Raw genomic sequence first — 15,056 nt, 5'->3', positions numbered from 1 at the left:
TTTAGCTATATGTAGTTTTCACATCAAAAATCTATATTAGCTTTTTTGTATAGATATTGCTCTTCACTAAAAATAGATTTATTATAGATTGTAAAAGTTATATTACGTTTTATTAGTAGTTACAGTTTTAACAAAGATATAGTAATAATTTCAAAGATTATTATATTTAGAGGGAGTTTTCATGAATGAAAAGGTTGAATTTTTAATAAGAAGTTATATAAATGAATTTTCAAACAGAGAAGACGTAAATAACCATTGGAAAGATGCGATAGTAAGGTTTGCTGATGCAAATGATTCACTTTTTTACAATTTAAAGAGTGCGGTAAGTAGTACACATGCAATGCCAAAAGATTTTTTGGATGAAGCAGAGACTGTTATCGTATATTTTATACCATTTGCTGAAGAAATTAATAAAAGCAATATAGAAGGTAGGGAATGTTCTGAAGAATGGGCAAGAGCATATGTAGAATCAAATAAGTTAATGCAAGAACTAAATCAATATTTAGCAGATGAACTTGAAGATAGTGGATATAAATCTTACGCAATCCCAGGTACTTATAACTTTGACACAGATAAACTAATAAGTGATTGGTCTCAAAGACATGTTGCTTATATTGCAGGACTTGGATCTTTTGGTTTAAATAACATGATGATTACAGAAAAAGGCTGCTGTGGTAGAATTGGAAGTATAGTAACAAGCCTAAAGTTAGAACCTTCAAATAGACTAGATGAGGAGTATTGTCTATATAAAAAGAATGGAAAGTGTAAAGTATGTGTAAGAAGATGTGTTAACAATGCTTTAAAAGTTGATGGATTTATAAGAAATAACTGTTACGAAATATGTTTAGAAAATGATAAAAAGTACTCGTATCTTGGACTTTGCGATATATGTGGTAAGTGCACGGTAGGGGTACCATGTTCTACAAAAATTCCATATAAATAATATTAAAAACTAACTTTTCATATAAATTGCATGTAAATGAAAAGTTAGTTTTGTTTTATTGAGAAAATAAATGAAATCTTTTATCAAAAAATTGATTAATTTAAATTTATAGGGTAAATTAAAATGTATGAACGTTTTTTAATTTTGAAAAAAGAGGTGAATTATATGAGTTTTGAAAAAATATCAAATGAAAATAAATTTAGTAATGACAGCAGGGCGTGTATTATTCTTGTAAATTTTGATAAAAAGGAATTATCTCTAGTTAAAAATGTAAGTAGATTTGCGGGAATAAAGGATAATATAATTGTAAATGGAAAACATGGAGAAAATACAATAAAAGATATATTGTCTGGAGATATAGAAGAAAATAGCGAAAAAGTCTTATCAAATAAAGCTATTATATTCAATAATATGCCTACTCAAAGGGTGAACGGTTTTTTAGATAATATTAAAAAGATGAGAATGAGGAGACCTCTTACAGCGATGGTAACTGAGACATCTATAAACTGGACGCTGAATAACTTAATTGCAAACCTTATTGAGGAAAATACGGCCCTTTCTTCTGGAAAACAATTCGAACATCATGAGGACTAAATCTATAGAATAAAACTTATTATTAATATATAAAGTACATAATTTTACAAATGAATTTCATAATAAATTTCAGTAAGTATATATTATTTATGACTATTTAATGTTTAGATTTCAGTAGATTTTTTAAGTAGATATTTTACGAGGGGGAATACGAATGAAAGTATTATTCACAGTTAAATACGATGAAGAAAAATTAAATACAATAAAAGACTTAGGATATGAAGTATTATATAAATCTGAGAGAATTATAGAAAACAATGATGAAATAAACGAAGTTGATGTTTTGATAACTTATGATAGTTTTTCGAGATTAGATATAAAACAAATGAAAAACTTAAAATATATACAGACAACAAGTGTAGGATTAGATCAGCTTCCTAAAGAAGAAATAATTGATAGAAATATAATGGTCGCTAATAATAGAGGTGGATACAGCATACCTATTGGCGAATGGATAGTTAAGTCTATATTAGACATATACAAAAACACAATCAGCTTTTATAAAAATCAACAAAATAAAGAGTGGAAGACAGATTTAACAACAAGAGAAATTAACGGCCTTAGAGTTGGATTTTTAGGAACTGGCACAATTGCGACCGAAGCTGCTAAGAGATTAAAACCTTTCGATGTTGAAATATGGGGTGTAAACACGAAGGGAAGCAATAGAGAATACTTTGATAAATGCTATGCAACTTCAGATATGGACGAAGTTTTTAAAGAATGCGATGTTGTCGTAGCATCGATGCCTTCGACAAAAGAGACAATAGGGCTTGTCAATAAAGATAAGTTTGAACTTATGAAAGAAGGATCTGCCTTTATAAACATAGGTAGAGGAGATCTAATAAACCAAGATGATTTAATAAACTGCATAGATAAATTTAGAGGAGTTGCTTTAGATGTGTTTGAAGAAGAGCCTTTACATAAAGATAGCAAACTATGGGAGTTTGAAAATGTAATAGCAACACCTCATAACTCTTGGTGGTCAGATAAAAATCCGGATAGAGTATTCAATTTGGTGTACAATAACCTCGAAAAATTTATAAATGGAGAACAACTAAAAAATGTTGTGGACCTAAAAAGAGGATATTAAGGTATAAAAGTTTAAAATAAAATAGACAATAAATAGAGAATAAATAGAAAATATATTGCAATAGGAGATAATTAAATTATGAATATAGAAAATAAAATGAACGATTTAATTAAAGAGATTAATTATCACAATGAAAAATACTACAATCAAGATCAACCAGAAATCTCAGACTACGACTATGATATGTTAATGAGAGAGCTAATATCGATAGAAGAAGAAAACCCAGAACTTAAAAAGATAGATTCCCCTTCTAATAGAGTTGGAGGTGCTCCTCTAGACAAATTCAATCAAATAGTTCACAAGACTCCTATGTTAAGCCTTGCAAATGTATTTTCAGAAGAAGAGATAAGAAGCTTCGATAAAAGGGTTAGAGATTTAGCAGGAAAGGATTTAGGGTATGTAGTTGAGTTTAAAATAGATGGTTTATCAGTTGGTCTTGTATACCATAATGGTGAATTTAAAAATGGTTCAACTAGAGGCGATGGTGTAGTTGGAGAAGATATAACTAAAAACCTTATGACTGTCAAAACTATTCCACTTAAAATAAAGGAAAAAATGAGCTTATAATAAGGGGAGAGGTATTTATATCAAAAGATGATTTTGAAAAAGTAAATGAACAGCAAGAAGATCAAGGATTACAATTGTTTGCAAATCCAAGAAATCTAGCTGCCGGCTCTCTTAGACAATTAGACTCGAAACTTACTGCAAAAAGACCTTTAGATATATTTGCTTTTAATCTTGAAAATATAGACGATTACAATATAAAAACTCACAGTGAGTCACTAGAGTTTTTAAAGGATCAAGGGTTTAAAATAATAGAGAATTACAAGGTATGCAATAATATAGACGAAGTAATAGATCATATTGATTACTGGTCAGAAAATAGGGATAAACTTGGCTTTGAGATAGATGGTATGGTTATAAAAGTCAATGATATTGAAGAAAGAGAAGCTATGGGCAACACGGCTAAGAGTCCTAGATGGGCTACTTCATATAAATTCCCTGCCGAAAAGAAGACAACTAAAATACTAGATATAGTTGTTGAAGTTGGTAGAACAGGTACTATTACACCGAGTGCTATTTTACAGCCAGTTAGACTTGCGGGAACTACAGTTAGTAGAGCAACTCTTCACAACGAAGACTATATAAAAGAAAAAGATATAAAGATAAATGACACTGTACTCGTTCAAAAATCTGGAGATGTAATTCCAAAGGTTCTTGAAGTAATTAAAGAAAATCGTACTGGAGACGAAGTGGATTTTGTAATGCCAGACAAATGCCCAGCGTGTTCTGAACCGACTGTAAGACTAGATGGCGAAGCCGCGGTTAAATGTATAAACATGTCTTGTCCAGCTCAAATAAGAAGGGGAATCATACACTACGTATCTAGAGATGCAATGAATATAGATGGACTTGGTGAATCTATAGTAACTCTTTTACTTAATGAGAACCTTATAAAGGACATAGCTGACCTGTATTATTTAAAGAAAGAAGATATAGTAAACTTAGAGAGAATGGGAGAAAAATCGGCTGAGAATCTTTTAAAGTCTTTAGAGGCATCAAAGCAAAATGACCTGTGGAGACTTGTAAATGGTTTGGGAATAAGATTTATAGGTGCAAAGGCAGCGAAGATTCTATCTGATAACTATAAAAACTTAGATGAAATAATAGATGCAAAAACTGAAGATTTGAATGACTTAGAAGAATTCGGAGACATAATGTCAAATAGTGTTGTAGAATTCTTTAATGAAGATAAAAATTTAGAAGTTATTGATAAACTTAAAGAAGCTGGAGTAAATATTGAATCGCTAAAGGATGATTCTGATGATATAGTTAAGATATTTGATAAGATGAAGATAGTACTTACTGGCACACTTCCAACTCTTAAAAGAAATGATGCAAAAGAATTAATTGAAAAAAGAGGCGGAAAAGTTACTTCGAGTGTTAGTAAATCGACTAAATTTGTCTTAGCTGGAGAAGAAGCAGGAAGTAAACTTACAAAAGCAGAAGAATTAAATGTAAAAGTAGTAGATGAAGATTACTTCAATAAATTACTTGAAATGGACACAAAAGAAGAAGTTGAAGAAAAATTATTAAAATAAGCTAAAAATTGTTCATATAATGTAGAAAACTTTGACAAATAGTGTTAGGCTTTTAATTAGAGAATAATGATCAAAGAAGGGCTAGAATAATATAGCTAAAAAAATGCTATAACCTAAAGAAACCAAGTACGGTATAGCTAAAGTAACGCAAGAACAGTATAGCTAAGAAATGCAAGAATAATATAGCTTAGGAGAGGAATAAGTATGGCGAGAATTGATGGAAGAAGTTTTGATGATATAAGACCTGTAAAGATAACGAGAAATTACACTAAGTATGCAGAAGGATCAGTACTTATAGAAATGGGAGAAACTAAAGTAATATGTACTGCATATGTTGAAGATAAAGTGCCACCATTTTTAAGAAATACTGGAAAAGGATGGATAAATGCTGAGTACTCAATGCTTCCAATGTCTACTAAGCAAAGAAAAATAAGAGATGCTGTTAGAGGTAAGCTAGATGGAAGAACTCAAGAAATACAGAGATTTATAGGTAGATCTATAAGATCTGTTGTAGATTTAGATAAAATAGGCGAAAGAACTATTTGGGTTGACTGTGATGTTATTCAGGCAGATGGCGGAACTAGAACAGCTTCAATTACTGGAGCTTTTGTAGCAGTGGCAGATGCCATATATAAAATGTACAAAGAAAAGACTATCAAGCAAATACCTATAACTAGTTTTGTATCAGCTGTTAGTGTCGGTGTTGTAGACCAGAAGTACGTTTTAGATTTATGTTATGAAGAAGATTATAAAGCTTCTGTCGATATGAATATCGTTATGACAAATAGAGGCGAATTTGTTGAAGTTCAAGGTGCAGGAGAGGACAAACCTTTTTCTAAAAAAGATTTGTACATGCTATTAGAAATCGCTGAGATAGGCAATAAAGAGCTTATAAAAATACAAAAAGAAGCTCTTGGCGAAATAACTGAGGAAATAATCGGAATGGAGTACGGAAAAGAGATAGTAGTAGCGACAAGCAATAAAAATAAATTAAAAGAGATGAACTCTATTCTAAAAGGTTTAGATTATAATATATATACATTGAAAGATTTAGATTTAGATAAAATAGAGATAGTAGAAGATGGTAAAACTTTCGAGCACAATTCATTAATCAAGGCTAGAAGAATTGCAAAGGAAACTAAAATGATAGTTATAGCAGATGATTCTGGACTTGAAGTCGACGCATTGGGTGGAAAACCAGGTATTTTCTCAGCTAGATTTGCTGGAGATAATGCTACAGATGAAGACAACAGAAAAAAACTTCTACAAGACTTGAAAGATGTTCCTGAAGGAAAAAGAGGCGCAAAATTTGTATCTGCGATCGCTGTTGTATTCCCAGATGGAAAGACATTTACTGTTAGGGGTACATGCGATGGAAAAATTGGATTTGAAGAAGTTGGAGAAAATGGATTTGGGTATGACAGCTTGTTTATAGTAGATGAGTACAACAAAACATTTGCAGAAATGTCTAGCGATATGAAAAATACTATAAGTCATAGAGCTGAAGCTTTAAGATTTATGAGAGTTGAATTTGAAAAGAGAGTTAATAAATAATGAAAGTAGGAATAGTAAGCGATACTCATAGAATGAAGAAAAACATTGATAAAGCTATAGAGTATCTACAAGATTGCAGTTTGATTCTTCACGCAGGAGACAACTTTGCAGATTCGAAATATATCAACCAAGCTACAGGTGTAGACATTATTGCAGTAAAAGGAAATTGTGACTATGAAAATGTCGAAGAAGAATTGGTATTTAATATAGAAGATAAAAAGGTATTTTTATGTCATGGTCATAAATATAATGTGAAAAATGGTGTGGAATCTCTTAAGAAAAAAGCGAAAGAACTTGATGTAGATATTGTCGTATTTGGGCATTCACATACACCGTATCAAGATCAAGATGATGGGATGCTTTTTTTGAACCCTGGAAGTGCTTCTATTCCTAGAAAAGTTTGTTATCCAAGTATTGTCATAATGGGAATAAATGGCGAAAAAGTAGATGTAAAAGAAGTGAGACTGTAAGCTGAATATAATTGTTAAATTCATATAATGGTTTACTTGTAAATAAAAAAACTTATGTGATATAATTAAGAGGTTGCATTATTGAATGAATGAATTATAATACCAATATGGGGAATTGCATAAAGATTATTAGGAGGAGTAAAATAATGAAAGCAGAACTAATTAAAAAAGAAGGAAATAAGGTTAATTTTAAAATAACAGTAGATAGAAAAAGTTTTGATTTGTCAGTAGAAAAAGCTTACAAAAAAACTAGAAAAAATTACAATATACCAGGATTTAGAAAGGGTAAAGCTCCAAGAGTTGTTTTAGAAACTCAATTTGGAAAGGGACTTTTCTATAACGACGCTATAGAAATATTATTCCCAGAAGTTTATCCAGAGGCAGTAAAAGAATTAGATTTAGATCCAATAGATAATCCAGACTTAGATGTTGAAGAAATAAGCGAAGATAACGGAATAGTAATGGTTCTTAATGTTGAAGTTAAACCTGAGTTTGAATTGGGTATATATAAAGGTATAGAAGTAGAAAAAGTTGATGATACTGTAAAAGATGAAGATATAGATGCTAAGTTAAATCAAATGTTAGAAAACAATGCTAGAATGGTAAGTGCTCCAGAAAAAGCTATTGAAGATGGAGACACAGCTGTAATAGACTTTGAAGGATTTAACAATGAGGTTGCTTTTGAAGGTGGAAAAGGTGAAAACCACAACCTTGTTATAGGATCAAACTCATTTATACCAGGATTTGAAGAGCAATTAGTTGGTAAAAAAGCTGGAGATGATGTAGATGTAAATGTTACATTCCCAGAAGAGTACCATGCTGAAGATTTAGCTGGTAAGCCAGTAGTATTCAAAGTTTCTATAAAAGATGTAAAAGTTAAAGAATTATCTGCTTTAGATGACGAGTTTGCTAAAGATGTTAGCGAATTTGATACTTTAGACGAACTTAAAAAAGACACTAGAGCAAAATTAGAAGAAGAAGCAAAAGTTGGAGCTGAAAACGAATTAAGAAGCAAAGTTGTGGAAAAAGTTGCTGAAGGTACAGAAGTAGATGTTCCAGAAGTTATGGTAAAAACTCAAATAGACAATATGTTGAACGAGTTACACTATCAACTACAAGCTCAAGGATTTAGTTTAGATCAACTTTTATCAATGACAGGTAGAACTATTGATGAGATGAGAGAAGAAAGAAAAGACGAAGCTCAAAAGGTTGTTAAATCATCATTAGTATTAGAAGCTATCTGTGATAAAGAAGAAATAGGAGCTACTGAAGAAGAACTTAACACAGAGTTAGAATCAATGGCTACTATGTACAACATGAAGTTAGATGAAATAAAGAAATCATTAAGAGAAGAAGATTTAGAAGATATAAAAAATCAAATAAAGATGAGAAAAACAATAGATTTCTTAGTTGAAAATGCAAAATTAGCATAATTAAATACAACAAACAACTTGCAGTGGGTGGCTAGCCCACTGCAAATTGTATAGATAAAAGGGGGTATGGCATATGGCATTAGTACCTGTAGTTGTTGAACAAACAGGAAGAGGAGAGAGATCTTATGATATCTACTCAAGATTATTAAAAGATAGAATTATATTTCTAGGCGATCAAGTCGACGATGTTACTTCAGGATTAGTAGTAGCTCAGATGTTATTTCTAGAAGCAGATGATCCTGATAAAGATATACATTTATACATCAATTCTCCAGGCGGAAGTATTACAGCTGGAATGGCTATATATGACACTATGCAATATATCAAACCAGATGTAAGTACTATATGTATAGGAATGGCTGCATCAATGGGAGCTTTCTTACTTGCAGCAGGAGAAAAAGGCAAGAGATTAGCTTTACCAAACAGTGAGATCATGATACACCAACCACTTGGTGGAACTCAAGGTCAAGCGACAGATATAGAAATTCATGCTAAAAGGATTCTTAAAACTAAAGAAACTCTTAATAAAATTTTATCTGAGAGAACTGGTCAACCATTAGAAAAAATAAAAATGGATACAGAACGTGATAACTTTATGAGTGCGATTGAAGCAAAAGAATACGGTTTAATCGATGAAGTTGTTGCAAATAGACCATAGTATATCTATCTAAGTTTGATAAATAATAAAAAAGGGGGGAATGCACATGGCATCAGTACCTGTAGTTGTTGAGCAAACTGGAAGAGGAGAAAGATCTTACGATATTTACTCAAGGTTACTAAAAGATAGAATAATATTTTTAGGTGAAGAAGTAAATGATATTACAGCTGGACTTGTAGTAGCACAGCTTTTATTTTTAGAGGCTGACGATCCGGATAAGGATATATACCTATATATAAATTCTCCAGGAGGAAGTGTTACAGCTGGGATGGCTATATACGATACTATGCAGTATATCAAACCAGATGTAAGCACAATCTGTATAGGAATGGCCGCATCAATGGGAGCTTTCTTACTTACAGCGGGAGCAAAAGGAAAGAGATTCGCTTTACCAAACAGTGAAGTTATGATACATCAACCACTTGGTGGGACTAGAGGTCAAGCGACAGATATAGAAATACACACTAAAAGGTTATTAAATATTAAAGAAACAATAAATACAATTTTATCAGAGAGATCAGGTCAACCACTTGAAAAAGTTAAGATGGATACTGAGCGAGATAATTTTATGAGTGCTGAAGAAGCAAAAGAATATGGTTTAATTGATGAAGTAATTACAAACAAAAACAGACCGTAGGGAGGGTTAATATGTCTAAATACGAAGATAAACGACAATTAAAATGTTCGTTCTGCGGTAAAAATCAAGATCAAGTGAGAAGATTAATTGCAGGCCCAAATGTTTACATTTGTGATGAATGTGTTGAGCTTTGTGACGAAATTATCCAAGAGGAAATGGAAGATGTTATAGAAGATAGTTCTATATCTCTACCAAAGCCAAAAGAGATGATGGAGATACTAAACGACTATGTTATTGGTCAAGAAAAAGCTAAGAAATCTCTATCAGTAGCAGTCTACAACCATTATAAGAGAATAGGCGGGAAAAAAGCTATCTCTAAAGATGTTGAGATTCAAAAGAGTAATGTTCTATTACTAGGTCCAACTGGTTCTGGTAAAACACTACTGGCACAAACATTAGCTAAAACATTAAATGTACCTTTTGCAATGGCAGACGCAACTTCTTTAACAGAAGCTGGATACGTTGGAGAAGATGTTGAAAACATACTTTTAAAACTTATTCAAGCAGCAGATTTTGATATTGAAAAAGCAGAAAAAGGAATCATCTATATAGATGAAATAGATAAAATAGCTAGAAAATCAGAAAACCCATCTATCACTAGAGACGTCAGTGGTGAAGGTGTTCAACAGTCACTTCTTAAAATACTAGAAGGCACAGTTGCAAATGTTCCGCCACAAGGTGGAAGAAAACACCCACACCAAGAATTCTTAAAGATAGACACTACTAATATACTGTTTATATTAGGTGGGGCTTTCGATGGTATAGAAAAAATCATCCAAAAACGTGGAGGAGATAAGACTCTAGGTTTTGGAGCTAAGATAGAAAGCAAGAAAGATATGGATATCGGTAAGATGTACGCAAAAGTTCTTCCAGAAGACCTGCTTAAATTTGGTATAATTCCTGAATTTATAGGAAGAATACCTGTAATAGCAACTTTACAATTACTGGATGAAAGTGCGTTGGTTCGTATACTTCAAGAGCCAAAAAATGCTCTTATTAAACAGTACAAAAAATTATTTGAACTTGACGACGCCGAGCTGGAGTTCGAAGACGATGCGCTAAAAGCTATTGCCAAAAAGGCTATAGAGAGAAATACAGGTGCAAGGGGTCTTAGAAGTATTGTCGAAGAGATCATGATGGAGACTATGTTTGAGGTTCCATCAAGAGAAAATATTAAGAAGGTTATAGTTACAGAAGAGTCTGTTAAAGATTCTGATGTCGAACCTGAAATTGTACTTAAAGATCAAGAAGAGAGTGCATAACATATAAAAAGGAGCTTTATTAAGCTCCTTTTTTATAATTTAATCAAATAAGTTATTTTTTTTAGATTTGAAATATTTACATATGCGCTATTTATAATGTAATAAATCTATTTAGTAATTTATTACATTATAAATGTGAGAGCTATTCCTATTGCGCCGTATATGAAAATTATTACTATTGACCCGATTTTTTTCTTGTGTAGTAAATAGTACGAAGTTGTAAAAGCTAAAATAGCGTATAAATTCCAGGGAACATCCTTACCAGAAGAAAATGCTGCTGCAAGGATAAAACCTATTGTGATAGGTCTAAGTACAGTAAGTAAATTTTCAATTTTTTTATTATCTCTAAATTTGTCAAATAGACGTGAAATAATTGTAAGTCCGATTATTGCAAATAAAGATACACCTATAGTAGCTGCCAGTGAGCCTAATATGCCTGCAGTCTTAAAACCTACAAATGTAGCGCTGTTAATAGCTACAGGACCAGGAGTTGACTGTGATATAGCTAGTAAGTCTAGAAATTCTTGGCTAGTAATAAGATGGTTTTTCGTTATAAACTCCTGTTGTATAAATGGAAGCATAGCATAACCGCCACCGAAACTAAAGGCACCTATTTTGAAGAATAATAAAAAAAGCAAAATTATTTTTGACATAAGCTATACACTCCCCCTCCGATGATTAAATAAACAGGGCTAATATTAAATGCAGCAACACAAACAAATGTAATCACCAAAAAAATTATGTTTACTTTAGTCTTTGGAAGTTTTTCAAAAAGACTAGTAAATGAGTAGAGTATAAGAGCTATAACCACTGGAGCAACTCCCATGAAGAAACCATCTAAAATTTTAGACGAGGAATTTTTAAAGTACAAATAAGAAACTGTCAGTACAATAAAAAATGATGGAAGGGCTGAGCCGAGAGCGCATACTAGTACTCCAGGTATTTTATATAATCTATAACCAAGTAAAACTGATATATTAATAGCTAATACACCCGGATAGCTTTGTGCTATAGATAGGTAGTCTATAAATTCTTCTTCTGTTAGAAGACCTTGCTTTGTAACAAGCTCATCTTGGATAAGAGGAACCATGGCATAACCACCGCCAAAAGTAAAAGCTCCTATCTTTAAGAAAGTTAAAAATAGTTTAAACATAGTGCAAGCCTCCATAATGCAAAGTTTGTAGTACCACTACATTATATCATATTAAATAGATATTAAAATATTATTAAATGACAGCTATTATGTTGAAAATTAGTTATCGTAAATATATAATATAACAAGCGACACTAAAAGTATAAGTAAAGGAGATATGATATGGAAGAAAATTATACTAAGGTAGAACACGAATTGCCATTGATTCCTCTTAGAGGATTATCAATATTCCCATATATGATTTTAAATTTCGATATAGGCAGAGAACTCTCTCTTAAAGCCCTTGATGAAGCTATGTTAGGGGATGAAGATCTGATTTTTTTGACTTCTCAAAAAGAGGCGGATGTAGATGAACCAACTGATGAGGATTTCTATCATGTAGGTACTATTTGTAAAGTTAAACAGATGATAAGACTTCCTGGGGATACAGTGAGAGTATTGGTCGAAGGAGTATCTAGAGGGAAAGTAAAAGAATTAAATCAAGATGAAGGATACTACAAGGCAGTAATTGAAGAAATAATTTACGACAAAAAAGATGAAGACGCAGAGTCAGAAGTAGAGATAGAAGCTTTTGTAAGAAATGTATTTGATTCTTTTGAAGAGTACATTAATATCGGAAACAGAGTGTCACCAGAGATACTTATATCACTTGCAGATATAGATGATGTTGACAGATATATCGATACAATAGCATCGAATATTTATTTAAAGCCAAATCAAAAGCAACAAATCTTAGAAGAATTCGATATTAAAAAGAGACTAGAATTAATATATTCAATATTGTTAGAAGAAATTGATATATTAAAAATTGAAAAAAAAATAACTTTAAGAGTTAAAAAACAGATGAACAAAGTTCAGAAAGAGTACTATCTAAGAGAACAACTTAGAGCTATTCAAAAAGAACTAGGTGAAGAAGAAGATATAAACTCAGAGGCTGAAGAGTACAGGGAAAAACTAAGTAAGCTTAAAGTTCCGAAGGCGACCAGAGAAAAGATAAGTAAAGAGATAGATAAATTCTCTAAGATTTCACCTATGTCACCAGATATATCAGTGAGTAGAAACTATTTAGATACGATATTCTCGCTTCCTTGGAGCAAAGAGACAAAGGACAAGTTAGATATCATAAAAGCTAAAGAGATACTAGATGAAGATCACTATGGACTTGAAAAAGTCAAAGAGAGAATACTTGAGTACTTAGCTGTTAGGAAACTATCTAAAAATCACAAAGGCCCTATAATTTGTCTAGTTGGACCTCCAGGAGTTGGTAAAACATCAATAGTAAAATCAATAGCTAGATCACTTAACAAAAGTTTTGTAAGACTTTCGCTTGGTGGAGTTAGAGATGAAGCAGAAATAAGAGGTCACAGAAGAACTTATGTAGGTTCTATACCAGGAAGAATTATAAATGGTGTCAAAGAAGCTCAAACGAAGAATCCTGTGTTCTTGTTAGACGAGATAGATAAAATGGCTGCAGACTACAAAGGAGACCCTGCATCAGCGATGTTAGAGGTACTAGACCCAGAACAAAACAAAGACTTCGTAGATCATTATCTAGAAATACCTTTCGATCTATCTAAGATACTATTTATAACTACAGCAAACAGCCTTAGCAATATACCTAGACCACTGCTTGATAGAATGGAAATAATAGAAGTTTCTGGATATATCGAAGAAGAAAAAGTAAATATAGCTAGAAAATATTTAATCCCAAAACAAATCAAGGAGCATGCTCTTAAAGAAGACTTTATCAAGATGGATGAAGGTGCTATAAGAGAGGTAATAAATCACTATACAAGAGAAGCTGGGGTTAGAACATTAGAGAGAACTATAGGTAAAATATGTAGAAAAGTTGCTAAGAAGTTCGTAGAAGATCCAAATCTAGAAGGCGTTGTAATAACAAAAGAAAACGTAGAAGATTATTTAGGAAAAGATATATTCAGATATCAGTTAGCTGACAAAGAATCTCATGTAGGTTTAGTAAATGGTCTTGCATGGACAGAAGTAGGCGGAGTTACACTAGAAGTAGAAGTAAACGTAGTAAAAGGAAAAGGTCAAATTGTACTGACTGGTAAACTTGGAGATGTTATGAAAGAATCTGCAAGAACAGCAATATCGTATATAAGATCAATAACTGAAAAGTACGATATAAATCCAGATTTCTATAAGGAAAACGACATACACATTCATATACCAGAAGGCGCTGTACCAAAAGATGGACCTTCAGCAGGTATAACAATGGCTCTAGCAGTTACTTCAGCTCTTACAAAGAGATCAGTTCCAGGAAATATAGCTATGACTGGAGAAATAACTCTTCGCGGTAGAATTCTTGCAGTCGGTGGAGTTAAAGAAAAACTTCTAGCAGCACATAGAGCTGGAATTACAAAAGTACTATTACCAAAAGATTGTGAGTCTGATTTAGAAGAAATTCCTGAAAACGTAAAAGAAAAAATGGAATTCGTTTTAGTTGATCATATGGAAGAAGTGTTAGAACAAGCTTTAATGAAAAGTGGTGTAAAAGATGAAAATTAGAAGTACAGAAATAACAATGAGTGCAGTAAATAAATCACAGTATCCACCAGAGGGTATCCCAGAGATAGCCCTTGTTGGTAGATCTAATGTAGGAAAGTCTTCTATTGTAAATACACTTTTAAATAGAAGAAACTTTGCAAGAACAAGTCAAACTCCAGGTAAAACTAGAACTATTAACTTTTATCTGATAAATGAAGAGTTTTACTTTGTAGACTTACCTGGATATGGATATGCAAGAGTAGCTAAAAGTGAAAAGCAAAAATGGGGCGGTATCATGGAAAGATATCTAGAAGATAGAGATGTACTTTGCTCTATATTCTTACTTGTAGATATAAGACATGAGCCAACTGAAGACGATAAACTTATGTACGAATGGTTAAAGCACTACGGATACAACTGTGCTGTAATAGCCACAAAATCAGATAAGATTTCAAGAGGGCAATACCAAAAGCATATAAGTATAATTAGAAATAAACTACAGATGGCAGCAGAAGAAAAAGTAATACCAGTTTCATCATTAAAGAAAACTGGAGTTGAAGAGCTGTGGAACGAAATAATAGCTCAGTATAATGAGCATGGCTACGAAATAACACTAGATTAAAATAAAAAAGGATTGGCTATTTGATTACTA

The 15,056-nt window shown here is 32.1% G+C and carries 13 protein-coding genes and 1 pseudogene; 12 read left to right on the top strand and 2 right to left on the bottom strand.

What is annotated here, in order from left to right; all coding sequences use genetic code 11:
* The first annotated feature begins 181 nt into the window (after positions 1-181).
* From T473_RS0111870 to clpX, 10 genes and pseudogenes are all read left to right on the top strand, one after another.
* On the top strand, positions 182-943 hold the full coding sequence (locus tag T473_RS0111870) for an epoxyqueuosine reductase (RefSeq protein WP_024622097.1): 762 nt from the start codon (positions 182-184) through the stop codon (positions 941-943).
* 165 nt (positions 944-1,108) lie between these two features.
* Positions 1,109-1,537 carry a DUF3783 domain-containing protein gene (locus T473_RS0111865; protein WP_024622096.1) on the top strand — a complete coding sequence of 143 codons (429 nt, stop codon included), beginning with the start codon at positions 1,109-1,111 and terminating at the stop codon, positions 1,535-1,537.
* 154 nt (positions 1,538-1,691) lie between these two features.
* Positions 1,692-2,627 carry a phosphoglycerate dehydrogenase gene (locus T473_RS0111860; RefSeq protein ID WP_024622095.1) on the top strand — a complete coding sequence of 312 codons (936 nt, stop codon included), beginning with the start codon at positions 1,692-1,694 and terminating at the stop codon, positions 2,625-2,627.
* Positions 2,628-2,705: 78 nt separating this feature from the next.
* Positions 2,706-4,729 (top strand): annotated as a pseudogene (gene ligA / locus T473_RS16775) (NAD-dependent DNA ligase LigA).
* Positions 4,730-4,933: 204 nt separating this feature from the next.
* Complete coding sequence (gene rph / locus T473_RS0111850; protein ID WP_024622094.1) at positions 4,934-6,283, top strand: ribonuclease PH; 1,350 nt, start codon at positions 4,934-4,936, stop codon at positions 6,281-6,283.
* Complete coding sequence (locus T473_RS0111845) at positions 6,283-6,753, top strand: metallophosphoesterase (protein ID WP_024622093.1); 471 nt, start codon at positions 6,283-6,285, stop codon at positions 6,751-6,753. Before rph ends, T473_RS0111845 begins: the two co-directional genes overlap by 1 nt.
* 146 nt (positions 6,754-6,899) lie before the next feature.
* On the top strand, positions 6,900-8,186 hold the full coding sequence (gene tig, locus T473_RS0111840) for a trigger factor (RefSeq protein WP_024622092.1): 1,287 nt from the start codon (positions 6,900-6,902) through the stop codon (positions 8,184-8,186).
* A 73-nt stretch (positions 8,187-8,259) separates the two neighbouring features.
* Complete coding sequence (clpP, locus tag T473_RS0111835) at positions 8,260-8,844, top strand: ATP-dependent Clp endopeptidase proteolytic subunit ClpP (protein ID WP_024622091.1); 585 nt, start codon at positions 8,260-8,262, stop codon at positions 8,842-8,844.
* Between the two features lie 46 nt (positions 8,845-8,890).
* Complete coding sequence (clpP, locus tag T473_RS0111830) at positions 8,891-9,481, top strand: ATP-dependent Clp endopeptidase proteolytic subunit ClpP (RefSeq protein WP_024622090.1); 591 nt, start codon at positions 8,891-8,893, stop codon at positions 9,479-9,481.
* An 11-nt stretch (positions 9,482-9,492) separates the two neighbouring features.
* Positions 9,493-10,743: an ATP-dependent Clp protease ATP-binding subunit ClpX gene (clpX, locus tag T473_RS0111825; RefSeq protein WP_024622089.1), complete on the top strand. Its 1,251-nt coding sequence runs from the start codon at positions 9,493-9,495 to the stop codon at positions 10,741-10,743.
* A 122-nt stretch (positions 10,744-10,865) separates the two neighbouring features.
* On the opposite strand, the gene T473_RS0111820 is transcribed toward clpX, so the two are convergent.
* Positions 10,866-11,396: a chromate transporter gene (locus tag T473_RS0111820; protein WP_024622088.1), complete on the bottom strand. Its 531-nt coding sequence runs from the start codon at positions 11,394-11,396 to the stop codon at positions 10,866-10,868.
* Positions 11,384-11,896: a chromate transporter gene (locus T473_RS0111815; RefSeq protein WP_024622087.1), complete on the bottom strand. Its 513-nt coding sequence runs from the start codon at positions 11,894-11,896 to the stop codon at positions 11,384-11,386. The genes T473_RS0111820 and T473_RS0111815 overlap by 13 nt, the downstream gene beginning before the upstream one ends.
* Positions 11,897-12,058: 162 nt before the next feature.
* On the opposite strand from T473_RS0111815, the gene lon reads away from it, so the two are divergent.
* Complete coding sequence (gene lon / locus T473_RS0111810) at positions 12,059-14,425, top strand: endopeptidase La (RefSeq protein WP_024622086.1); 2,367 nt, start codon at positions 12,059-12,061, stop codon at positions 14,423-14,425.
* Positions 14,415-15,026, top strand: coding sequence for a ribosome biogenesis GTP-binding protein YihA/YsxC (gene yihA / locus T473_RS0111805; protein WP_024622085.1), 612 nt, complete (start codon positions 14,415-14,417; stop codon positions 15,024-15,026). Before lon ends, yihA begins: the two co-directional genes overlap by 11 nt.
* The last annotated feature ends 30 nt before the right edge of the window (positions 15,027-15,056 follow it).

Source organism: Clostridioides mangenotii TR (genome assembly GCF_000498755.1).
Taxonomy (GTDB): Bacteria; Bacillota; Clostridia; order Peptostreptococcales; family Peptostreptococcaceae; genus Metaclostridioides; species Metaclostridioides mangenotii_A.
This window is presented reverse-complemented; position numbering and strand designations above follow the sequence as displayed.